Annotated in this window: 18 protein-coding genes; 13 read left to right on the top strand and 5 right to left on the bottom strand. The window is 48.8% G+C overall.

The window, feature by feature from the left end; all coding sequences use genetic code 11:
* Positions 1 to 37: 37 nt before the first annotated feature.
* Genes LIO98_RS08755 through LIO98_RS08745 form a run of 3 tightly spaced genes read left to right on the top strand, consistent with a single transcriptional unit; the run spans position 38 to position 3,718 of the window.
* Positions 38 to 1,024 (top strand): DMT family transporter, encoded by a 987-nt coding sequence (locus tag LIO98_RS08755; RefSeq protein WP_291955631.1) that lies wholly within the window; start codon positions 38 to 40, stop codon positions 1,022 to 1,024.
* Positions 1,002 to 2,993, top strand: coding sequence for a hydantoinase/oxoprolinase family protein (locus LIO98_RS08750; protein WP_291955628.1), 1,992 nt, complete (start codon positions 1,002 to 1,004; stop codon positions 2,991 to 2,993). The genes LIO98_RS08755 and LIO98_RS08750 overlap by 23 nt, the downstream gene beginning before the upstream one ends.
* A 20-nt stretch (positions 2,994 to 3,013) precedes the next feature.
* Positions 3,014 to 3,718: a hypothetical protein gene (locus LIO98_RS08745; protein WP_291955625.1), complete on the top strand. Its 705-nt coding sequence runs from the start codon at positions 3,014 to 3,016 to the stop codon at positions 3,716 to 3,718.
* 70 nt (positions 3,719 to 3,788) lie between these two features.
* Here LIO98_RS08745 and LIO98_RS08740 read toward each other — a convergent pair whose 3' ends face one another.
* Positions 3,789 to 4,658, bottom strand: coding sequence for a MurR/RpiR family transcriptional regulator (locus LIO98_RS08740; RefSeq protein WP_291955622.1), 870 nt, complete (start codon positions 4,656 to 4,658; stop codon positions 3,789 to 3,791).
* A 339-nt stretch (positions 4,659 to 4,997) separates the two neighbouring features.
* Between LIO98_RS08740 and LIO98_RS08735 the strand changes: the two genes are divergently transcribed.
* The 9 genes from LIO98_RS08735 (at position 4,998) to LIO98_RS08695 (ending at position 16,694) form a co-directional block, all read left to right on the top strand.
* A complete protein-coding gene (locus LIO98_RS08735) occupies positions 4,998 to 6,371 on the top strand; it encodes a uroporphyrinogen decarboxylase family protein (RefSeq protein ID WP_291955619.1) in 1,374 nt (457 codons plus the stop codon).
* A 45-nt stretch (positions 6,372 to 6,416) separates the two neighbouring features.
* Positions 6,417 to 7,826, top strand: a complete 1,410-nt coding sequence (locus LIO98_RS08730; RefSeq protein WP_291955616.1) for a trimethylamine methyltransferase family protein — start codon at positions 6,417 to 6,419, stop codon at positions 7,824 to 7,826.
* 12 nt (positions 7,827 to 7,838) lie between these two features.
* Positions 7,839 to 8,492, top strand: a complete 654-nt coding sequence (locus tag LIO98_RS08725) for a corrinoid protein (protein WP_277001988.1) — start codon at positions 7,839 to 7,841, stop codon at positions 8,490 to 8,492.
* A gap of 30 nt (positions 8,493 to 8,522) precedes the next feature.
* Complete coding sequence (locus LIO98_RS08720) at positions 8,523 to 9,302, top strand: aspartate/glutamate racemase family protein (RefSeq protein ID WP_291955614.1); 780 nt, start codon at positions 8,523 to 8,525, stop codon at positions 9,300 to 9,302.
* Positions 9,303 to 9,392: 90 nt separating this feature from the next.
* Positions 9,393 to 10,913: a BCCT family transporter gene (locus tag LIO98_RS08715; RefSeq protein ID WP_291955612.1), complete on the top strand. Its 1,521-nt coding sequence runs from the start codon at positions 9,393 to 9,395 to the stop codon at positions 10,911 to 10,913.
* A gap of 142 nt (positions 10,914 to 11,055) precedes the next feature.
* The gene (locus LIO98_RS08710; protein WP_291955609.1) at positions 11,056 to 13,065 is read left to right on the top strand and encodes a hydantoinase/oxoprolinase family protein; all 2,010 of its coding nucleotides are present in this window, start codon (positions 11,056 to 11,058) and stop codon (positions 13,063 to 13,065) included.
* Positions 13,066 to 13,104: 39 nt separating this feature from the next.
* A complete protein-coding gene (locus LIO98_RS08705; protein WP_291955606.1) occupies positions 13,105 to 14,715 on the top strand; it encodes an ASKHA domain-containing protein in 1,611 nt (536 codons plus the stop codon).
* 16 nt (positions 14,716 to 14,731) lie between these two features.
* Positions 14,732 to 15,445 carry a hypothetical protein gene (locus LIO98_RS08700; protein ID WP_273310247.1) on the top strand — a complete coding sequence of 238 codons (714 nt, stop codon included), beginning with the start codon at positions 14,732 to 14,734 and terminating at the stop codon, positions 15,443 to 15,445.
* Between the two features lie 115 nt (positions 15,446 to 15,560).
* Positions 15,561 to 16,694: a nucleoside hydrolase gene (locus tag LIO98_RS08695; RefSeq protein ID WP_291955602.1), complete on the top strand. Its 1,134-nt coding sequence runs from the start codon at positions 15,561 to 15,563 to the stop codon at positions 16,692 to 16,694.
* Positions 16,695 to 16,715: 21 nt separating this feature from the next.
* On the opposite strand, the gene LIO98_RS08690 is transcribed toward LIO98_RS08695, so the two are convergent.
* From LIO98_RS08690 to LIO98_RS08680, 3 genes are read right to left on the bottom strand one after another with little or no spacing between them, the layout of a single operon-like run.
* On the bottom strand, positions 16,716 to 17,594 hold the full coding sequence (locus LIO98_RS08690; protein ID WP_291955601.1) for a M23 family metallopeptidase: 879 nt from the start codon (positions 17,592 to 17,594) through the stop codon (positions 16,716 to 16,718).
* A gap of 11 nt (positions 17,595 to 17,605) precedes the next feature.
* Positions 17,606 to 19,459, bottom strand: coding sequence for a ferrous iron transporter B (locus LIO98_RS08685; protein ID WP_291955599.1), 1,854 nt, complete (start codon positions 19,457 to 19,459; stop codon positions 17,606 to 17,608).
* 24 nt (positions 19,460 to 19,483) lie between these two features.
* Positions 19,484 to 19,714, bottom strand: coding sequence for a FeoA family protein (locus LIO98_RS08680; protein ID WP_168951289.1), 231 nt, complete (start codon positions 19,712 to 19,714; stop codon positions 19,484 to 19,486).
* Positions 19,715 to 19,921: 207 nt separating this feature from the next.
* Between LIO98_RS08680 and LIO98_RS08675 the strand changes: the two genes are divergently transcribed.
* On the top strand, positions 19,922 to 20,911 hold the full coding sequence (locus LIO98_RS08675; protein WP_291955594.1) for a BMP family protein: 990 nt from the start codon (positions 19,922 to 19,924) through the stop codon (positions 20,909 to 20,911).
* On the opposite strand, the gene LIO98_RS08670 is transcribed toward LIO98_RS08675, so the two are convergent.
* A complete protein-coding gene (locus LIO98_RS08670; protein ID WP_291955591.1) occupies positions 20,904 to 22,535 on the bottom strand; it encodes a transporter substrate-binding domain-containing protein in 1,632 nt (543 codons plus the stop codon). The genes LIO98_RS08675 and LIO98_RS08670 overlap by 8 nt on opposite strands.
* Between the last annotated feature and the right edge of the window lie 63 nt (positions 22,536 to 22,598).

The raw sequence follows: 22,598 nt of genomic DNA, 5'->3' as shown, positions 1-22,598 counted from the left end.
ATGCTTAGATAATATGCCGCTTATATAAAAATATGAGATGGAATATTTCAAAGGTATAATTTTAGTTTTAGTGGCTACGTTTTTCTGGGGGGTGGCAAGCCCCATCGCCAAATTAATGGTGGCGGCCAATATACATGTATTGTCCGCCTTGGTTATAAGAAACGCTTTCGTAGTAGGTATGCTTGGTGTGTGGTTCTTATTTTTTAAAAAGGAAAGTTTAACAAAGGCATTTTTTGAAAAAGAACAGTTTTATTTAGTTGCCTCATTTCTTTCTGTAATATGCAATACAGGAGGATACGCTATGTCTCTGCAGTATCTCTCTGCATCGGAGGCAATCATACTTCATTATACTTTTCCATTATTCACATCAATCACGTCATTATATTTTGCACATGAAAAACCACGACGGGGAGATATTTTTTCAGGCATCCTCATTCTCTGTGGAGTATATGTTGCGGTGGTCGGCGCTGGCGTCCCGCATCTTGAAGAAATGCCGACATCCGGCATTCTGTGGGGATGTGTGTCCGTATGCGGCATAACGTCGTTGGTATTTTTTACAAGAAAAAGAGCGCAAGCAGAACGTATCGACCAGTATAAACTCCTCTTTTTTTCAAATTTGTTCGGCGGCATAGGGCTTTTTATATGTAAAACTATTTTTATTGGTTGGGCCGATGTTGCTAATTTTACGTTTCAATACTTGAGTATCACGTTATTTCAGGCTGTCACAAGTACTTTTGTGGCATATGCTTTCTTTTATTCCGCCTTAAACTATATTCCTGCCTCTTTTGTGAGTATAATAACGTCATTTGAAATAGTAGTCGTTTTCATCTTGGGCTTTTTACTTATCGATGCGATTCCGACGGCTGCAGAAATTTTGGGCTGTGTGCTCATTATTTTTGCGATAAGTTGTTCTGCCATAAGGACAAGATTCATTGATTCACTGCGCAAATTGACGTACGCGATTCAGTTAAAAAACAGAGGCGTCACTGGAGGTCATAAGAATGGGCAGTCAGATTCACGGTAAAATATTAGGCATTGACGCGGGAGGTACCTTTACTGATTTGGTTCTCTTATCAGAGAAAGAACTCTCGGTGGAAGATTTTGTAAAAGTTCCTACCGACAAAGAAAACATGGCAGATACAATAAAAAATGGATTGAAGCAACTCCTTAAAAATTTCGCTTCTAATGATATAAGGTCAATAAGTCTTGCAACAACTTTTGCCACAAATGCTTTGGTCGAAAATAAGATTCGTGAAACAGCGCTGATTCTTATTGGCTATGACGTTGAAAGGGTGAGTGCTGCAAGACGAAACGGCGTCTTTCCCACTGAGAGAATTATTGCGGTAAGTGGTGGCCATGATATGAAAGGGAACGAGAAGGCTGCTTTGGATATTGAAACTCTTGTCCCGTGGCTGAAAGAAAATATTCCTCACGCTGAGTCTGTTGCTGTCTCAGCTTTTTTTTCTGTGCGCAACCCGTCACATGAACTTAGAGTACGTGAGCTTATCTGTTCGATGTTCAATGGTAAGTATGTAACCTGCGGACATGAACTGTCATCTGACCTCGACGCGATGCTAAGGGCTGTGACAGCATCATTAAACGCCAATCTGATTCCAATTATAATGGATCTTTTTGAATCTGTTGAAAAGGTGTTCAGGAATGAAGGAATTGTCGCTCCTATTTCCGTAGTAAAGAGCGACGGAACGTTAGTTGGACTTGATTGGGCCAAATTACATCCTATCGAGAGTATATTATCCGGTCCGGCTGCGAGCGCGGTAGGGGCCAGTCATTTGGTGTGTGCCGGTAAATTTGGCAAACCATCATGGGTTGTGGACATCGGAGGAACGACAACGGATGTTATTTATCTTGATGCAAACGGCGCGCCGGCACAGAGAACCGAAGGCGCAACCATAGGCAGCCACAAAACGTTGATTAAAACGATAGATATTTACACATTTGGCCTTGGAGGGGATAGCCGTATATACGGTAGAGGGCGGAATGACAGGATTACTATCGGTCCCCGCAGGGTCTGTCCACTCTGTCGCTGCTTTATGAAAAGTTATGTGGGTGGAGTTGAAACAATAGATGACCTCAGATTTGCTGATGAGCCACTGATTGTCTTTCCTTCCAATGACGGAGCGTTTTGTGATGACTTTGAACGTGTGATTGCCAAAAAACTCGAAGGTGGTCCAATGGCTGCTCAGGAGTTGCTGACAGGCGAACGGTTGTTTAGTGTTGGACTGAAGCGTCTGGAAAGTATGGAAGAACGAGGGCTCATATCCTTTGGAGGTTTTACGCCGACAGATATGCTTCATGTTCTGGGCAAACTAAAAAAGTGGAATATTTCCGCTGCGTGTTCAGGAGCGGAGACTCTTGCAAAAGGGGAGGACTTATTATCTTTCTCAGAGGATGTATATAAGACGATCATTCACCATATAGCATATAACGTATTATGTAAAAGTTTTGAGCGAAGCGGCAGGGAGATCAGCAGTGACAGCGGCGCCGGTAATCTAATTTCTGATTCCCTATATAATGACAAGTCCAGAGGTCCTCAAATCAGGTTTGAACTTGACGGTATACTGATTGGTGCCGGAGCGCCGTCATGGGCCTTCATAAAGGATACCGCTGCAGTTCTGGGGTGTGAATTCAGTCTTCCGGAGTTCTCTGAGGTTACCGGCGCTGTTGGGGCGGCCGCAGGGACATTTTTACTCAATTATACTGTTTGGATAAACCCCATAGGCGGTGGCCGATTTAGAGCTCATCTCCCATTTGATATTGAAGATTTTGAAGATGTGGAAAAGGCAGTTTTTTATACGCTTGAGGTGATGATTCCATGGCTTCGAGAGCGTTCACTGAAGGCAGGCGCCATGGTTCCACATATTGAATACGAGCGGAACGATGAAATAATATCCACGGGCGGAAACAGTGTGCATATATGGACTGAACTGGTTTTTAAAGTGTGTGAAGAAAACGCTGCCGTATCAAATGTGTAATATGGAAGGAGAGAAAGTTGATGGAAATAATTAATCTAGATAAAGTGTCGTTTAATTGGCAGGATATACTGGCAAGACTTTCAAAAGGACGCAGAAAATCTTCCTCAGAAGATATGGTAGTGACTGCTGAGCGTGCTTACAAAGAGGGATTACCCGCTCTTCATATGCAGTCTGTGATAGAAGTTTATGAAAAAATTGATCTTCTAGATGGATGTCTGATGTTGTCACTTGGCGGAGGTGCTAAAGAAAAACTCTTAATCGGCCCCAGGGCTGGGTACCTTGTTCCGGCGGAAAAAGTTGCTGTAGTACTTAACACAGTCGGCTCAGGACTCGTTGTGCTTATGCAGGATTATTCACAGAAAAAAGATTATCTTATGATGTATTGCCTTGATCTTATAGGTGTGCAGGCTCTAGCAGAGGTTTCCAGCAACGCTAGAAAGTACGTAGAGTCGATGGCGGAGAAAATAGGCTGTGGTGTGGGGCCCTCGATGCAGCCAGGTTCTGTTAATGGATGGGGTGTGGACGGACAGCGTGATCTTTACCGACTTGGCCATGGCGAAAAAATTGGCTTAGAATTAAATGAAGCCACATTTTTAGTCCCTCATATTTCAAATTCCGCAGTTATTGGGCTTGGTGCGGATTACTCGGAGAATAAAGTTGGCTCTATGTGTCACGAATGTCCTCGAAGAGATGAATGCCTGTGGCGAAGAGAAAACGTGGAATAGGAAACAGTTTGCCACAGTAAAAGCCAACGCCAATCTTTGCTGTCAGCAAATGAAGCATGATATTTTTTGTTTACAGCTTACTCATGAAGTTATAGTCTTTAAATACGAACATATCGGACGAAATAATTGTTTTTTCGTAGTTGTTGAGGCGTTTCTTTATATATGCCTCATTTTTCTGGTAGATGGCTACGAGTAACGCGTGCATCAGCGTGATTGCTGGTGCGTTGGGGTCGACGAAAATCATCAAATACCTCTGTGGTGTTAACAGGTAGTGGGTACAGTATCTGATGATGGGAGAAAACCTGCTGTCGGTGATACCTATGGTCGTTATGCCTCTGCTTGTGACGGCCTCCAGCATTTTTTGTGTCTCAACGGGATATCGCGGATAGCTCAGGACAATGGCTACGGACTTTTCCGTCAGCGACTCCAACGCCCCGAAAAAAGGCATGTCAAGAGAATGTGCGGCCTTGACATTATCGTGAAAAAGCGGCAGGAAGTTTGTTAGGTAATCTGTCAAAAAAGAGTGCGTCGGTCCACCAATCAGTAAAATTTGATCTGCGGTGGCTATCTTGTCGACGCAGGTTTCAAAAACATCAGGATCTATTGTGTTTAAAGTCTCGTCCATCAGGCTTTTTTCCAACTCGAAAACACGTTTATATACAGGCCGGTCCTTGCGCCCGTATTGTTCTTGGCGAAAAGGGTTATTGAGGTTGGATTCTTGTGTCTGTCTGCGCAGATCCAGCAGAAACTCTGAAAAACTGGAATATCCTAAAGTGTAGACAAAACGCGTCAGCGTAGCCTCGCTTACCCCTGCCTGTTTTGCAATCATGGGAGCATTCATAAGGGCTGCTGCATACAGATTTTCACAAATATACCTTCCAAGAGTGGCCTGCTTTTTCGTTAATTTGGGCAACGCCTCCATTATTTTATCGCTTACCATTTAATATCACCCCGATATCCGCATGAAGAATACAAAAACTATAACATAAAACGATTATGTAGCGGTAATTATATTATAATTTTTGAGCCATTGCGATATATATTGAACTGTATGCCGCGCAATGTCTTATCTTTTATACGAAGCGCTATGGTTTGCATATGTACTTAATCCTTAATTTTATTTATTTTTATATAAAAATATATGATAGGGGAAAATAGGAATAAATTTTCAAAACATATATTGACAAAGAGAAATAGTATAATATAATTTTTGTAGAAATAATTTCTTATTAATTTATTTGTAGAATTAATTTCAATAAAAGAAAGGGGAGAAAGTGGAATGGCGAGCGGAAAAGAACTCGTAATGAATGCCCTTCGTTTTCGCGAGGTAGAGCGAGTACCCTGGGTGCCGTTTACGGGAGTGCACGTCGCACGCTTGGTTGATATGGATGCTGAAAGTTTTTTAAAAGATTCTGACGCCATCGTTAAGGGGGTTGTAGCTGCCGCAGAACGCTACCGCGCCGACGGCGTATGTTCTGTCTTTGATCTGCAGGTAGAAGCGGAGGTGTTGGGATGTTCGCTTAAATGGGCGCGTAAAAATCCTCCTGCGGTAGTGGGGCATGTTCTTGAAAATGGCGGCGATATTAACTCTCTGCCTGAATTTACAAAGGATAAAGGACGTATTCCTCTATGTCTTGAAGCTACGAAAAAAATCGTTAGCGAAATAGGTGATACAACGGCGGTCTTTGCCCTCATCTGCGGCCCTTTTACGTTGGCGATGCACCTGGCTGGAAGTTCTTTTCTTACGGGTATGATCGAGAATCCGGATTATGCGAAGGAGTTATTGGCTTATTGTTCCGGTATCTCAATGAAGATGTCAGAGTGGTACCTCGAGACTGGGGCACATGCGGTCGCCGTTGTCGATCCTATGACAAGCCAAATTTCTCCGCGGCACTTTAAACGCTTCGTCACTCCGACGATTGAGCCTCTTGTAAACGCGGTTCATGAACGCGGCGGTATTATAACTCTTTTTTGCTGTGGCAACGCCACAAAAAATATCGAGCTGATGATGCAGTGCAGACCTGATGGCATCGCGTTCGACGAACAGGTAGACCTTGCGATGGTGGCAGGGTTGGCCGATAAATACAATGTCTGTTTTGAGGGCAATATGGCACTTACGACGACGCTGCTTTTCGGTTCGCCGGAGGAGTGCGTCAAGGAGGCTGCGGAGCGTATCGCCATTGGAGGTAAACGCGGTTACATCCTTTCTCCGGGGTGCGACCTCCCATTTGACACCCCGTTCTATAATCTTGAGGCGGTAGGAAATTATGTACAGGATGGCGTCGTGCCGGAAAAGAACTCTGGATTCCTTTCGCTGGAAGAGGCACTTAAACAATGTGCCGATTCAGAGGAAGAAGACGATGATGTCAAAACTGAAGATGGGAAAATCTTTATTGAGATCGTCACACTCGACTCAGAAGGCTGTGCGCCGTGTCAATACATGGTGGAGTCGGTAAGGTCTGTGGAGCCGCTTTTTAACGGCAGAATCATATGGAGAGAGACTCTGATTAAAAGCCTTTCAGGTATACGCAGGACGCAGAAGCTAGGTGTTTCTACATTACCGACAATGCTCATCAATAACGAAGTCGTATTTGACAATATCGTGCCGACCAAAGAGGAGCTTTGTGCTGAGATCAACAAGCGTCTGAAATAGCCACACGGAACAGATAAAAAAACTTTGAATGGGAGGGGCACATCTATGGGGACTTTTAAACTTTTAAGCGACGCAGATCTTTTGTGCATCGACCAGGCATCGCGGGCATTGTTATGGGAGGTAGGCGTGGAGGTCCACGATGAAAGGGCGATGGACTATTATGAAAAGGCCGGCGCGCATGTTGACAGGGAGAAGTGTATGGTGCGCGTCCCCGATTATGTCATCACCGATACGCTGAAAAAATGCTCTTCCAGCGTGCGGCTGTACAACCGCAAATATCCGGAGCCGCTCGTAATCGGCGGTGATGACGTCTATTTCGGCACTGTCGGGATCGCGACAAATGTTCTGGATATAAATACCGATCAGTACAGATCTGTGCTGACACAGGATCTTGTAGACATAATCCAGCTCTCCGACGTGCTTGAACGTCCTCATTATATTCTCGTACCGGCGACGCCTACCGATGTGCCGTCTGCGGTAGTGGACCTTGTAGAGACGAAAGCATTGCTCATGAATACGAGCAAACATTTTATAACCGAGGCTCAAAACGCTGAAAATTGCAGAAGGGCGATCGAGATGGCGGCGCTTGTCGCCGGCGGCCTTGACAAACTTGTCGCGAAACCATTTATGACGATGCTTGTGACGCTGACCAGCCCACTGCATTTTCGCCAGGATGTCGCCGATCTCATAATAGAAACAGCGAAGGTTGGACTTCCGCTCTTTATCGAGTCAGGCCCAATGGCCGGTGGAACGGGACCAGCGACGATGGCGGGAAATCTTATCTGTGCTAACGCAGAAATACTTAATGCCTTTGTGTTGGCGAAGGCCGTCAACCCGGAGGTACCCCTTGTCTATGCCAGTTGGGCACGCCTTCTTGATATGCGCGCCGCCACCTGTTCCCATGGAGGGCCGGAATTTGCCATGCTCAGAGTTGGAACCAGCCAACTGGCGAAATACTACGGACTTCCCTGCGGCGGTGGTTCGGTGTTGGCGGATACAAAATCGATAGACGTCCAGCTTGGAATGGAAAAGATGGGAACGGGACTGCTGCCCGCGCTTGCTGGTACAAATATGTGCACGGGGATGGGGCTTTTCGCTGACGAAAACGCAATCAGCCTAGAAACTCTGGTCATTGACTGGGAGATAACGGGATGGATCGAGAGGGTTCTTCGCGGCATAGAGGTGACAAAGGAGGCCTGTGACCTTGCTGTATTCAAAGAAGTCGGACCTGGGGGCGATTTTGTCCGCTGTGCTCATACGAGAGAAAATTATAAGAGGGAAAGTTTCCTGCCGCATATCATGGACAGGGGCTATCTGGCTCTGGATAAAGATCCTCTGGCAAAGGAGATGCGCAAGCGGGCGAAAACTATGTATCCGAAGCTTATGAGGGAATACAAGGCGCCGGAAATTTCCGCCGATGTCGTGCGGCAGATGGACGAAATTATTGCTAGATAGGGGGCAGAGATCATGAGTAAACAGGAAATGCTGGGCAAAATCATCGCGGCGTTGATGGACCAGGACCGTACGGAGACGAATGCGTTGGTGGACAAAGCTCTGGAAAATGGCGTGACGCCGATGGAAGTCCTGAACGAGGGGTTGGCTGCCGGATTGCAGGAACTTGGCGTCCTCTTTGCCGAGGAGGAGGTATTCCTGCCGGAATTGCTGTTGGCTGCGGAGATCACAACCGACATAATGAAACGCCTCCAAGATAAATTTGAAGCGGAAGATACTAAAATCGAAAAGCGCGGGACGGTGCTTCTGGCAACTGTCGAGGGTGACGTGCACGATATCGGAAAGAGCCTTGTAGGCATGATAATGAACGCCTCTGGATATAACATTATCGACGCTGGGAAAGACGTGCCTAACAAAAAGATGATTGAGCTGGTAAAGGAACATAAGCCTGACATCGTAGGACTTTCGTCACTGCTTTCGACGACGATGCCAGCGCAGCAGGAATTCATCGAAATGGCTAAAGAGGCTGGTATAAGAGACCAGATAAAGGTAATCGTTGGCGGTGCTCCGGTATCGCGCGACTGGGCAAACAAGATCGGAGCCGACGGCTACGCGGAGGATGCCTCAGGTACGGTAATCGAAGCAGATATGCTGCTTGGGCTGAAATAAATATTTTTATTTATTTGGGGAGGGAAAGAAATGTACGTTTATCAGAAAGAAAACGCTGACAAAAAAATCATGAATGCGCAGGGTAGATATTTTGGCGGTGTTCCGATTGGTATAATACTGTTTGGTGTGGCAGGTTACACTCTACCACCGGGAAGTGTTGAAAATGCTACTTCATTTAAATATCCGGTTCACTATAAGGCGATTCCTGCGGCTTCCATTCCTAATGTAGTACAGCCAGAACCGCACCCGGAAGTATTAGCACAGCTGATAGAGGCTGGTAAAGAGATGGAGTTGCAGGGGTGTCGTGCTATAATCGGTGCTTGTGGATATTTTGGCAACTATCTCCCGATGGTTCGAAAAGAACTAAAAGTTCCGTGTTTTTTCTCCAGTTTGATGCAGCTTCCCATGATTTTAAACTCTATACCAGAAAATAAAAAAGTTGGAGTAATATGCGCAAACGGAAATGTTTTACCCAAATCGAACGTTTTGAAAAACTGCGGAGTACACGACCTGTCCAGGCTTGTCATTAAAGGCGGCGGCGGTTCGGACGTTCCGGAGATGACAAATGAAATATTGATTGATAGTGGCGGTTATAATCCTAAACAGCTTGAAAGGGACGTTGTTGCATGTGCCCTTCAAATGGTTGAGGAGGAGCCAGAGATTGCTGCGTTCATGCTGGAATGCACACTCTATCCCCCATGTTCATATGCCGTACAGGAAGCCGTCAGGATGCCCGTATATGATTTTATAACACTCATAGATTGGGTCCAGAGTGCGGTCGTCCACCGTCCGTTCTTCGGTTATATCTAACATCAGCGTGAGTATCTAGGTGTAAAGTGCAGGAAAACATTTGCTTATATTTTCCTGCACTAATTCATTACTGTAAAGGAGGGAAATGCTTTGAATAATAACTCTGCCGATAAAAAACAGAATAATATGGTATGTTATGTCTCGATGTTCCTTAGCTTAGCGGTGATTATAGTGGGGGTACTCTATCCTGAAGAATTTATAAGTAGAATGACAGGGCTCTTTGATATCCTGTCAAAAGATTTTAACTGGATATATCTAGGAGTAGTAACAGGATATGTTGTTTTTTTACTTTACTTGGCCCTGTCAAAGTTTGGTTCGATCAAGCTTGATCCTGATGGCTGCGAACCGGAGTTTTCTCTATATTCCTGGATAGCGATGCTATTTTCGATATCTTTAGGGGTAGGGATTATATTTTTTGGGGTACAGGAACCACTTTATCATTACCTGAATTCTCCAAGGATAACACCAGATACACCAGAAGCGGCAGTATGGAGCATGCGAATTATGTATTTGCACTGGGGGATTCACCCCTGGGCTGTTTATGCCTTCACAGGATTAGGCTTAGGTTATTTCTCCATGAAAAGGGGATTGCCATTACTTATTAGCTCCCTTTTGGAACCAATCTTAAGGGGAAAAAGCTACCGCAAATTTGTGGAAACATCTGTAGATATGTGGATCATGGTACTGACCGTTACAGGTCTTGCATCGGCCTTTGGCATGGCATGTAGTCAGATAACTTCTGGTGTTCACTATGCGTTAGGAGTCCCTAACAATTTTACCGTTTACATAATTGTAAATATATTTATGTCGATAATCTATATCGCTACCGCTGTCAGCGGTGTTGATAAAGGTATAAAGATAGTTTCTGACATTAATCTAACTTTGGCGCTGTTTTTTCTAGCAGCAATGTTTTGTCTAGGGCCAACGACGAAAATCATTCAGATAATGTTCTCTTCTCTTAGTAGTTACCTGCAGAATTTTATTGGTGATTCATTATTGATGGATCCGTTTGACGAAAAATTTTCGCAATGGCATCAATGGTGGACCGTCTTTTATTGGGCCTGGTGGTGTTCGTGGGGTGCGTTCTGCGGTATATTTATTGCTCGTATATCCAAAGGTCGAACGATACGTGAATTTGTCTTTGGAGTAATGGGGATTCCACCGATAATTTTGTTTATCTGGTTCTCGACCTTTGGTGGTTCCGGCCTGGAACTTATTATGGGCAATGTTAATCACATATTGCGACAAGTTGTCATGAATGATCCTACAAGTGTAACCTTTGAATTCTTGAAATTTCGGCCACTGACTCATTTGTGGTACTGGATAGTAATATTTCTTCTGTTTACCTTCCAGATCACGTCAGCAAACTCGGGTGCGTGGGTAATGGCGACGTTATCTTCCAACGGTACAGTTAACCCGACTAAAAGAAGAATTATAATATGGAGCATAGTGATGTCATCTACAGCAGCCATTATATATAAATCCGGTGGTATAAAGGGATTGCAGATGGTGGCACTTTGTGTTGCGTTTCCATATTTGATATTAACAGCTTTTGCAATTTACGCTATGATGAAAGAATTTGTTGAAGTAGAAGCTCCTAAACTAAAATAAAAAAATAATCGAAGGATGAGTTAATCATATTTGAGCAGTCTAGGACCGAATCTTATCGGGCCTAGGCTTTGGAGTTTTTAACCAGACATTATAATTTACTTAGTTGCTTTGTTATATAATAAAAATAATGAGGAAGGTCAGAATGGCTGAGATAGGAAATATTCATGAACAAAATGGAATACTTGGCATAGACGCAGGGGGAACCTTTACCGATCTTGTTTTTTGGAGCGAGGCTGACGGTACGGCCATTGCCTCGGCGAAGACTCCTACCATGCATTCAGATCTTGCCGGTACTATAGAAAATGGCCTGAAACTAATACTTGCGGAGGTAAATCCGGAGCAGATCAAAGCCTTTAATCTGGCGACGACGCTGGCCACCAACGCTATCGTGGAAAATAAACTTCGCCCCAGCGCTTTAGTAATTATAGGCTACGATCAAGATATTGCCGAGAAATACAGCCACGAAAAAAAATTTGGCACTGACCTTGTCTATCAGATAAGAGGCGGACATGATCCGAAGGGCAACGAAGCGGCGCCGTTTGACGAGGCGGCATTTTGTGAAATCTGTGACGCGATACTGCCCGAAATTGAGACAGTGGCCGTGTCGTCGTTCTTCTCCGTTCGCAACCCGGCGCATGAGATACGCGCGCGGGAGATTATCCGTACCAAAAGGCCGGATATCCATGTGACATGCGGTCATGAGCTGGCTACTGAGCTTGACGCTTTGAAAAGAGCCACCACCGCAGCGCTGAACGCAGGGCTTATCCCGATAATCATTGAACTTTTGAACTCTGTCGAAGACGTCTGTACCAGATTAGGTATCAATGTGCCGATAATGGTCGTAAGGAGTGACGGTTCTCTTGTCAGCATGGATTGGGCACGTGTGCACCCGATAGAGACGGTACTTTCCGGACCGGCGGCCAGTGCCATCGGCGCCTGTTATCTGGCAAAGGCCGCTGGATTTGTCAGAGGGTCATGTATAGTGGATATCGGAGGTACGACGACGGATATCATTTATCTGGATGAGGGCGGGCATCCAGTTATTGGTACGAGGGGAACCACCGTCGGAGGCCATCATACTCTTGTAAAATCTATCGATATTTTTACATTTGGCCTTGGCGGAGACAGCCGAGTGCGTTTTTCAAAAGACAAGGAACTGCTGATTGGTCCGAGGCGTGTCCGCTCTTTATGTTCAGCAGCAGCCGATAACTCAGAGGTGATAAGCTGCCTGAAGGATATTCTCGCGGAGGGTACCTCTCAGGAACCGATAGTAGTTTTTCGCGGAGAGAAATGCCGAGTCTCCGACAGCTTTGAGAAGAGGATATTGTCGGCTCTAGGAGATAGACCGTCGACTGTAAGCCGCCTGTTGAAAGATGAACGACTTTTGAACATGGGAATGATACAGCTTGAGGAGATGGAAAAGAGGGGGCTGATTCAATTTGCGGCCTTCACTCCGACGGACGCGCTGGTTGCTTTAGGCAGGCTCAGTAAATGGGATAGCTGCGCTTCCGAGCTGGGGGCAAGGATACTTGCCGGCGGTAACTTGGAATCTGTTGCAGGCTTGTGTACTTTGGTGTGTGAAAAAGTGAGTCAGCTCGCCGTGAAAAATATTTTTGTAAAAAGGCTTTCCACACAGGGATTTGATTTTGCTCGCCATAATGGGGCTATTTCGCTCATCGATTTTGCGCTTTCTTCCCAAACTAGCCTGCCTCCAGCGCTTCTGCTCAAATTGAACACGGAACTGATTGGCGTGGGGGCTCCCTCGTGGGCCTTTATACCGAGGATCGGGGAAATACTTTCCGAAGAGGCTATACAGCCGGAAAATGCCGGTGTAGCTGGTGCGGTAGGAGCCGCGGTGGGAACGTTTTTTCTCCGGTACTCAGTGCTGATTACGCCGCTAGCCGCGGACGGCGGTTACCGGGCCCATCTTCCGGTAGGGATCAAAGATTTTGAACATTTGGATGAAGCGGTTAGCCATACTGTCGAAGCTCTTGTTCCGTGGGTAACGGAGCGGGCGCTGAATGCCGGTGCAAAGCGCCCGGTTGTCTGTCACAAACGTGAAGACACTGAAGCTTTGGTCGCCGGAGGAATACGGAAGATTCACCTTTCGACACATATCTATTTTGACGTTTCCGAAGACCTCGCAAAATAAATATGTTTTTGTCTGGTCCGCAGAGGGGAGATGATTTTAATGAAAGATACCGCAGACAACTTTGTATACCTGATTTCTTGTACGAGAGTGAACCCGATGGAGGGTGAAACTCTGGGGGAACTTATGAGACGCTCTGGAAGCGAGGTGGCTGAACCGTGCGGCGGAAACGGAACCTGCGGCAAGTATCGTGTAAAGATTAAAGGTGTCGTCACCGACTGCCCTGAGAGGGAACGGCTGCTTCTTAGCGATGAAGAGATTGAGGCCGGCATAAGGCTGGCCTGTATTACGCCGGCAAAAAGAGGCATGGTGGTGATCCGGGCAGACGTGGAGCCGCAGCACATGAGGATACTTTCCGGTGAAGAATGCGCCGCAGCCGACAACGACGGCAGTAAGGATGAAAAGGTGTTGTTTTCTATCGCTGTCGATATTGGGACCACGATGATTGTCGCCTATCTTGTCAATAAGAGTTGTGGTACGGTAATCGCGGTTTCATCGGCGATGAACCCCCAAGTGACATTTGGCGCTGACGTTATCTCCCGCATCGGATATGCCTCGGAGAGGGAAGATGGCCTGGCGGTGCTTCAGAGCAGAGCTGTCGACGCGGTGAACAGGCTGATATTCAACCTGCAGAGGCGGGCATCCGTCTCGGAAGATGAGATAACAGAGGTTGTCGTCTCTGCCAATACCACGATGGAACATCTCTTTGCCGGTGTATCGCCGGCGAGTATCGGCAGGGCTCCTTTTACTCCACAATACCATGAATTTCCGACTCTAACCGCCGCACACATGAATCTGGCGCTTTCTCCGGAGACCGTTGTCCGTCTTTTGCCCAATATATCCGGTTTTGTCGGCGGCGACATCACTGCCGGGATAATCTATACAGGAATGACAAAATCGGAAAAGCTGTCGCTGCTCATAGATATAGGGACAAACAACGAAATGGTGCTTGGCTGCAAAGATTTTTTGCTCTGTTGTTCAGCCGCGGCGGGACCGGCCCTTGAGGGAGCGAAGATATCCCAGGGAATGTGTGCCTCCGAGGGGGCTATAGACCACATAAAAAAAGAACCAGGCGGGATATATGTTTCCACGATAGATAATATTCCGGCCATTGGGATTTGCGGTTCCGGTCTGGTAGACGCGATAACCCTGCTGCTTGAAGAGCATATTATCGATAATAGCGGAAAATTTGAGAAAAAATTGTCTCCTGAAAATGCTCTCTACGAGAGGCTTGACGTGGGGCAGAGGCGGTTCCTGCTCTCAAAAAACAGTAAAAGAAGCATCTATATAACGCAGAAAGATATTCGGGAGCTGCAGCTAGCCAAAAGCGCGATTGCAACCGGCATCGAGATAATGCTTGAAGAGGCGGGAAAAAGATTGGAAGATATTGACATGGTATTTCTCGCGGGAGCCTTCGGAAACTACCTCAACATAGAAAATGCGATGAAGACTGGGATACTGCCTCAGCTTCCGGTCGAAAAAATCAAGTCGGTCGGAAACAGCTCCGGTTTGGGGGCGATAGAGTTCATTCTCCATCCGGAACATTGGAGAGAGGGCAGAAGGGTTATCTCGTCGGCAAAACATATTGAACTGGCCACGCATAGAGAATTTCCGTTAAAATTTGTGAAGAACCTCTCTTTTTATCTATCGTAAACAGGAGGTACGCAGGATGGAGATAATAAAGTTTGCCGAAGTTGAATTTGACTGGCAGGATATGCTTGCTGACTCTCTGAAGCGGAGCCGCAGGAAGAAGGCCTCCGACGATATGATCGTGGCGGTCAAACGGGCATACGATGAGGGGGGCAAAGTTCTTGATTTGAAGTCAGTGCTGGAGATATATAAGAAAGAGCGTGATGAAGAGGAATGCATCGTTATATCTCACCACGAAGGCAGCGAAGAAAAGCTGTACGTTGGTCCGAGAGCAGGTTACCTGATTCCCGCCCAGGAGGTGGCTGTGTGCCTGTGCAGCGTCGGCGGCCCGCTGGTCACGCTTATGCATGAGTACGCCAAGGCCGAAGATTATTTCATGATGTATTATCTTGATGTCCTGGGTGTGCAGGCGCTGGCGGAAATTTCCGGCAAAATGCGCGCCCATATAGAGTTGCTGGCAGCGGAGAGGTGCTGGGGCGTGGGGCCATCCATGCAGCCGGGTTCTGTAGATGGGTGGAGTGTGGAGGGGCAGCGTGATCTTTATCGTTTGGGGCACGGAGAGGAGATAGGGCTTTCTCTTAACGACAGCTCTTTCCTTATACCTCATATCTCAAACTCATCTCTAATAGGTCTGGGGCCGCACTACAAGGAGAATAAGATCGGCTCGATGTGTCACGAATGTTCTCGAAGAGATAAATGCTTATGGAGACGGGAAAATGTGAGAGAATCTTAGCTGTGCGTCATACTAGGAAAAGCCGGTGAACAAAGTATGGAGCGAGATCTTCATCGCTTTTTTGTATCTTTGTGTCCATAGCTTTTGATAAAAGTGTATAATATCGCAAAAATAAATGATAAAGCTGGTGCCGGTAATGTACAGTTATGATAATTCAGGCAATCTGTTCCTAATTACGCTGACTCTCTTTTTGCTCATATTTTTTGTGAAATCGGCCTGCGCGGCGGATACTTCTAAAGAAAAAGAGCTGGTTATTCTGGACTCCGACATGGTGGAGATATACGACGACGGTATGGCGATGGCAATGTTGGCTCTGTCGTCCAAGGTTGAACTGCTTGGCGTCAGCGTTGTGGCGGGCAATACCTGGGTGGAGGAGGGGACCGCCTTTGCTCTTCGCCAGCTGGAGGGAATAAGCAGGGCGGAGACGATACCGGTAGCAATGGGAGTTAATCACCCGCTTCGCGGTGGCCGTCTCGCCAATATGAAGGAGGAACGCGAGCTCTTCGGTTTCGGGCGTGACAACTGGCAGGGAGCGGGAGGATATCCCAGGCCCGAATCATGGCGTGCCGTCTATAAGAATACCTATAGGCTTGAACCTCAGTCCGCCCCGCTCGGAGAACATGCGGCAGATTTTATCATTGAGCAGGTGAAGAAATATCCAGGCAGGGTGACAATTGCGGCGATCGGTCCCTGCGGCAACATCGCCGAGGCGGTGCGTAAAGCGCCGGAGATAGTTCCTCTCGTAAAACGTGTCGTCTATATGGGCGGCGCCTTCTTTCAGGAAGGCAATGTGACGCCTGCCGCGGAATTTAACTGCTGGTTCGACCCGGAGGCGGCAAAGATCGCCCTCAGGAGTCCTTTTAAAGAGCAGATAATCGTGCCCCTCGACGTCTGCGAAAAGGTGAAGCTTTCCGCCAAGAGATATGCTGAGACGGAAGAGAATATAAAAAATCCCGTCTTCCTTGAAATGGTGCGCCGTAATTTCCGCTATGAAAAATTCAAAACAGAGCCGGATTATGTCACCTATATATGGGACACGATCGTCTCCGCGATAATCATCGACCCAACGGTAATTACGGAAGAGATCACCCTGCCGGTCGATGTCAACGATGACTATTCTCTCTCCTACGGACAGATGCTGGCCTTCAAAGGAGGCGCCCCCAGAGGGGCGCAGTCTGCACGCATCGTGCTCTCCGTTGATGAAGATAAGCTTTGGAAGATGATATTTGAGGTGTGCCGGGGTCTGTAGCTGCCGGTCTGCCGCTATTTGCTATTTCTCCATCAGCGCGGCAGGGTCGAAAAACTCTCCGCGCCAAGCGGTGCTGAAGTGGAGATGTGGGCCGGTGACGCGTCCCGTCTTGCCTGAGAGGCCGAGGATGTCTCCGGCCTTTACCACGTCACCCTTTTTTACATTTATCTTTGACATGTGTCCGTAAAAGGTGACGAATCCCGCTCCGTGGTCGATATAGACGCAGTTTCCCGCGAACCAGAAGTTGTTTCCCGCCAGCACTACGGTACCGTCCGCCGCCGCCTTGATTGGAGTTCCCTCTTTAGCGCGCATGTCGACGCCGCCGTGGCGGCCCCGGAATTCGCCGTTAAAGTAACGGCTCTTGCCGTAGATGGAGCTGAAGCTGCCGGGCACAGGGCGCACGAGCGGCAGTTTCGGCGCCTGTCCCGCGCTGTCGCTCTGCATCGCGGCGCGCCCGAGCTTGGCCTCGCGCGCGATACGCTCGGAGAGCTCCTTTGGCGGCGTGACCTTCGAGGGGGCGACGTCCAGTTTTTCCACGGGATATTTACGCGCGGACAGCTTTATTGAATGTTCGATCTTTTCTCTTTTGCCGCCGGCGGTGAAGGTGACGAAGAGCGGGCTGGGCCCAGGCTTGGCGTTCTTCAAATCGGTGCCGGTCAGCACGGAAAACCTTTGCCCGTTTACGGTATCTTCCGGGACCAGCAAGGATTCGTGCCTCTGCCACGAAAACCTGACGTCGGATATCTTTTCGCCGGAGACCTCTATCGTTATGACGAAGGGCTGGCCGATCTCCGCCGTGGCCGGCGCTCCGACCACCACATCCGCCGCCGCCTGCGAAACGGCCATTGTCAGAATGGCTGCTGTTATTAGCGTACCGCGGATGATGCGTGCGAATGTCATTTTTTCCCCTTCTACAGCACGTTCAGGATCAGGTTCAGCACCGCGCCAGTTATCAGCGCGGCTGAGAGCATAAGCGCGCTGCTCTGAAGCATGCGCCGGACGCCGAGCTCCTTCCACATGACTACGAATGTCGCGATGCAGGGAAAGGTCATGGAGAGGACGATGACGGCGACTAGCATCTGCTGTGCCGTAAGGTCGAGCGGAATGAGCAGCCCCATCGCGATATCTTTGCGGAAGAGTCCCATCACCACCGGTACGGCGGTGGCGGCTGGCAGTCCAAGCACAGTTTGGAAGAAGGGCGCGAGAAGATTGCCGATCCACTCCAGCAGGCCGATGGTGTCGAGTATATTGACGAGCAGAATGCCGCCGAGCACGAGAGGCGTCGCCTCAAAGAAGAAGTCCTTGATGCGGAACCAGAGCTTGCTCATCCAGGCCTTGAATGATGGCAGGCGGTAGGGCGGTATCTCCACGATCAGCTCAGGGCTGTAGCCGGAGAGCGTCAGGTGCATGAGGCGTCCGAGTATGAGCCAAACGACGAAGAGGATGAAATAGACGGCGCCGACATACCGCATGCCGAAACCTCCGAGCGTCGAGGCGAGCATCGCCTGTATCGATACGCAGGGCACGCCGACGGAGATGAGTGTTGCCGCGATAAAGCGTTCGCGCTCCGACTCGAGAACGCGCGTAGCCAGTATCCCCGGCACATTACAGCCGAAGCCGAGCAAAGTGGGGATGATTGCGTATCCGTGGATGCCGAAGCGGTGGAGCAGCGCGTCGAATACGACGGCGAGGCGCGGCAGATAGCCGAAGTCCTCCAGGAAGGAGAGCACCGCGTAAAAGGCGATGATGTAGGGCAATACCATCCCGAACTCGACGTAGAAGCCGGTCGACAGCACCCCCATGCTCTGTTCGAGGTCGATGGAGCCGTCGAAGAGTTTTCCTATCAGCAGCGTGCGCAGGTACCCGTCGCCGAATACGCCGCTGAGTTTTTCAAGCAGCGGCAGCCAGATGTTTTCAAAGATCGGGTCAAAGATGTAGTTTATAAGCCCCTCTCCGACGAAGCGGATAAGAGTGAAGCTCAGCGCGAGCACAAAAAAACCAAGCAGTACGCCGATCACGGGGTGGACCGAAATGTCCTCGATACGGTCAAGCAGGGTGTGGTGGCGGTGGGTCACCGTCTGTACGCCGGCGATGATCTCGCCGATTTTCTGCCAGCGTTCTTCCTTCGTCATCGGTTCTATCGGGCTGATCCGCGCCCGTTCAAGGTTGTCAACGAGGTCGCTGATTCCTCTTCCCGTCGTCGCTACCGTCTGGTAGATGGGAACTCCGAGCTCTTCCTCAAGTTTCTCCACGTTGAGCAGTATTCCCTTGTGTCGGGCCTCGTCTGTCATGTTGAGCGCGACGATCACCGGTATGTGATAGGAAAGCACCTGCAGTGACATTACGAGATTGCGTTCAAGCGCCGTCGCGTCGATGACGAGTATGACCTTGTCTGCTCCCTCTTCGATGATGCGGCGCGCAATCTCCTCCGCCTCGTTTGTCGGGTCCAGGGTGTAGGCGCCTGGGACGTCGATCAGGTCGGCGCAGATATCTTTGTGTTTTATGAGTCCCTGCGTGAAGCCGACTGTCGTCCCGGGATAGTTCGAGGAGAGCGCGTGCACCCCTGTGAGGCGCGAAAAAAATACGCTCTTTCCAACGTTGGGATTCCCCATCAGAAAAATGCGCATACGTTTGCGGCAGCCGCATTCGTCGGTCTGCCCCGCGTGGGGATTTTTTATCTCCGTCTGAGCGGATGAATGGCAGTGCGCCCCGTCCCGCTTAGTCCCTTTTTTATCAAGGCATAGTTTACAGTCTTTACAGCTCATCTATTCTCCCTGCCGGTCCCAAGGCTACAGGGAATCGGCCTTTTCTATTTCGATATGCTCCGCGATGCTGTGTGACACAGCAAAATGGCGTCCCTCCAACATCACCGTTACCGGCCCGCCAAAGGGCATGCAGGAGATCTTTTCTATCTCCTTGCCGCTTCGTAAGCCAAGTGCCTCAAGGCGCTGTGCCGCCTCTCCCTCCGGCAGCATCTTTATCACAGCCCGCTCTCCGCTCTTCATCTCTACAAGATTCATCTATAGGCTCAACTCCACGAATATGTTAACTATAGCTAATTGGCGTATACCCGCGCGGCTGCTCTTAAATTCTCAAGCCTGTTCGCAAGCTGTTCGCTTTCTAAGGTATAATTATAGCGATAATTTATAAAAAAGATATTCTTTTGGTTTTATGAAAGGGTGTGTTTGTTGATGAAAAAATTTATATTGCCGGCTGCGCTTATCCTGATGATGCTTATGGAATGCTCCGCCTTTGCGGCGCCGAAGCGGGTCTCATTGATGCTGGAGGGATCGGACACAGCCTCCGCCTCGGGTTTTAACTGGCTCTGTCTCGAGGGGATGCGGAACGCTCAGGTGCGCTTTGGGAGTAAAAAGCTCTCCACCAAATACTATAACGCTCTTGACGATAAGGAGAAGCTGCTGCCGCTGCTCAAAGAGGCCGCCGCCGCGTCGGATTTGGTTATCATCACCTCCATCGCCTACATAAAATATCTGCCGGAGGTGATGAGGGAATATCCTGCCTGTTCGTTCCTCACCTTTGATACGAATAATTTAGACGGTGTCACGGAGATTGTCTTTCGCGAGGAGGAGGGCGGATTTCTCGCCGGCGCCCTGGCCGCTATGATGACCACGCGTGAAGATGTGGAGCGTGTCAACGATGAGAAGAAGATCGGCATCATCCTTGGAGAGGACGTTCCCCCAGTCGAGCGGTTCAAACAGGGATATATCGCGGGGGCCTGGTATGTAAATCCGGATATCAAGGTACTCTACGAATATACTAATGACTTCTATGACCGGGCAAAGGCCGCTGGGGCGGCGATGAAGCTAAAGCGCGCCGGTGCGGATATAATCTTCTGCGTCAACGGCGACGCCGGCATCGGTGTGATAGAGAGGGCAAAGGAGGGCGGCTACTGGACGATCGGCGTCGATACGGAGCTGGAGAGCGAATTCCCCGAGATGGTGCTGACCAGCGTCGTCAAACGCAGCGGCCATGTGATCTATAAGGTAATAGAAAATTTTTTGCAGGATAACCTTCCCAAAGATCGCTTTTCGATTGGGCTGAAGGACGAATGTATCGATATTTCGACGTGGACGCGCGAGACGAAGCAAAACGTCCCCCTTGATGTACGCAAACGTATAGACGAGCTTGAGGATAAGGTCTCCAGTGGTCTCATCAAAATAAAAAAGACTGAATACCAGGGGATATCCGTTAAATAATTTTGCCTCTCTTTAACCTGCGCGCCAGAAGGAGGGCAATGGCGGCCCCCGCGGCGGCGAGCAGGATGACGAGCTGGCAGCGGTACTGGTAGATGAAATCGTCCAGCGTGTATTTGTATATATTTTCGGCGCTTCTGTTGATCACGGAGGCGCTTATTTTTTGCGGGTCCAGCTGTTCGATCGACTTGTTTATTATGGATATGAATGTCTCGGAGTTCCAGTCTTTTTCATCGTCCGTCGGCACGTAGTAAACGAGTGTCGCGAGTGAATATGGCTCCTCGATCATCGTCAAAGAGAGTATCTTCAGGCTGCGGAATTTCGGCTTAACGAAATATGGTTCGGCGACGTAGCGGTTTTCAATGACGAAATCGGTCTCGCCGCTGACGGCGGCGCTGAATGCCTGTTCCGTATTTTCGTAGGTCTGTATCTTGAACTTCGGGTACTTGGCCGCCACGCTCTCTTTGAGGGAGGCGGCGCCCTCTACCATCGCAAGGCGCAGCTCTTCCCGTCCGGTGTACTTCAGCGGGTCGATGCCCGCGATAATATTGCCCGAGTAGAAATAGGGAATGCTGAAACGCAGCCTATTTGCCTGCGCGCTGAACCGGCAGTAACGGACTCCGCTCATGACGCGCACCTTGTTCTCTTCCAGATATGTAAGCTCCATCTGCTCCCGCCGGCAGGGCACATAGACGAATTTAAGACCGCTGATCCGCGATATTTCATCAAGAATATCCCGCTGAACGCCATGGAACTTTCCGTCGCTGCCTGTAAAGGAGAGCGGCGCCCTGTCGGTCTCGTAGGCTATCCTGATCGGCGGCGCATTTTTTATGAAGAGATACTCGTCGTAGTTGAAGATGGTGTTCTTATAATGAGGGAAATGCTTCTGTAAGAGCCCGCCGTCGAATGTCGGGTCGTTTACCTCCATACGGTATATCGCGTCGTCAAGCTTATTCAGCAGCGTGTTGTTGCTTTTGGCGGTGATGTAATAGACGGCCAGCGGCGCGAAGCGCCCCAGTATCTTCAGACTGTCGTCATAGAACATGATATTACTGACAATCGCGTCGACCCTCTTCGCGTGGAGGGCGTCGAAGAGCTCCGTCGTGTTGTTGTAATACGTGATGTCCGGCGATATATTATATTCCTTCGCGTGCTCGATGAATTTGCTGGTGAAGGTGGAGTTCCTGGCCGCGCCGTATCTCAGCTTGGCTAGGGTGTCTATATCTTCGTATACCAGATCGTCCCGCTCTTTGAGAGCGTAGATGGCGGCGAGCTCCATTCCCATCGGGTAGGCGGTATAGGCAAATTTTTCTTTAAGTTCAGGGATCTTCTGCGCCGGAGCGAGCAGATCGATCTTCCCCCTCTCCAGCAGCGCGGTGGCCTCCACCCAATTTCCGCAGGGGACGAACTCATACTCCCAACCGGTGATATCGGCTATCTTGGAAAGATAATCAATGTTGTATCCCGCGGCGGCGCCGTTTTCGTCGATATACTGGAACCTTCCCAACGGGAAAAAGCCGACACGAATCTTTTCCGTGGCCCGGAGCTCGGCAGGATGACAGACGGCCATGGCAAGGGCGAAGAAAAAGCATACGACAGCTATTTTGAACAGCCGAGTTTTAGACAAAAACATCCCCTCCGGGCACTTATCCTAATAAAGATAGGCAGATATAAAATCGGTCAATTTACG

It is taken from the genome of Cloacibacillus sp. (genome assembly GCF_020860125.1).
Taxonomy (GTDB): domain Bacteria; phylum Synergistota; class Synergistia; order Synergistales; family Synergistaceae; genus Cloacibacillus.
Note: the sequence above shows the minus strand (reverse complement) of the source record. Positions and strands in the feature narration are given on the sequence as shown.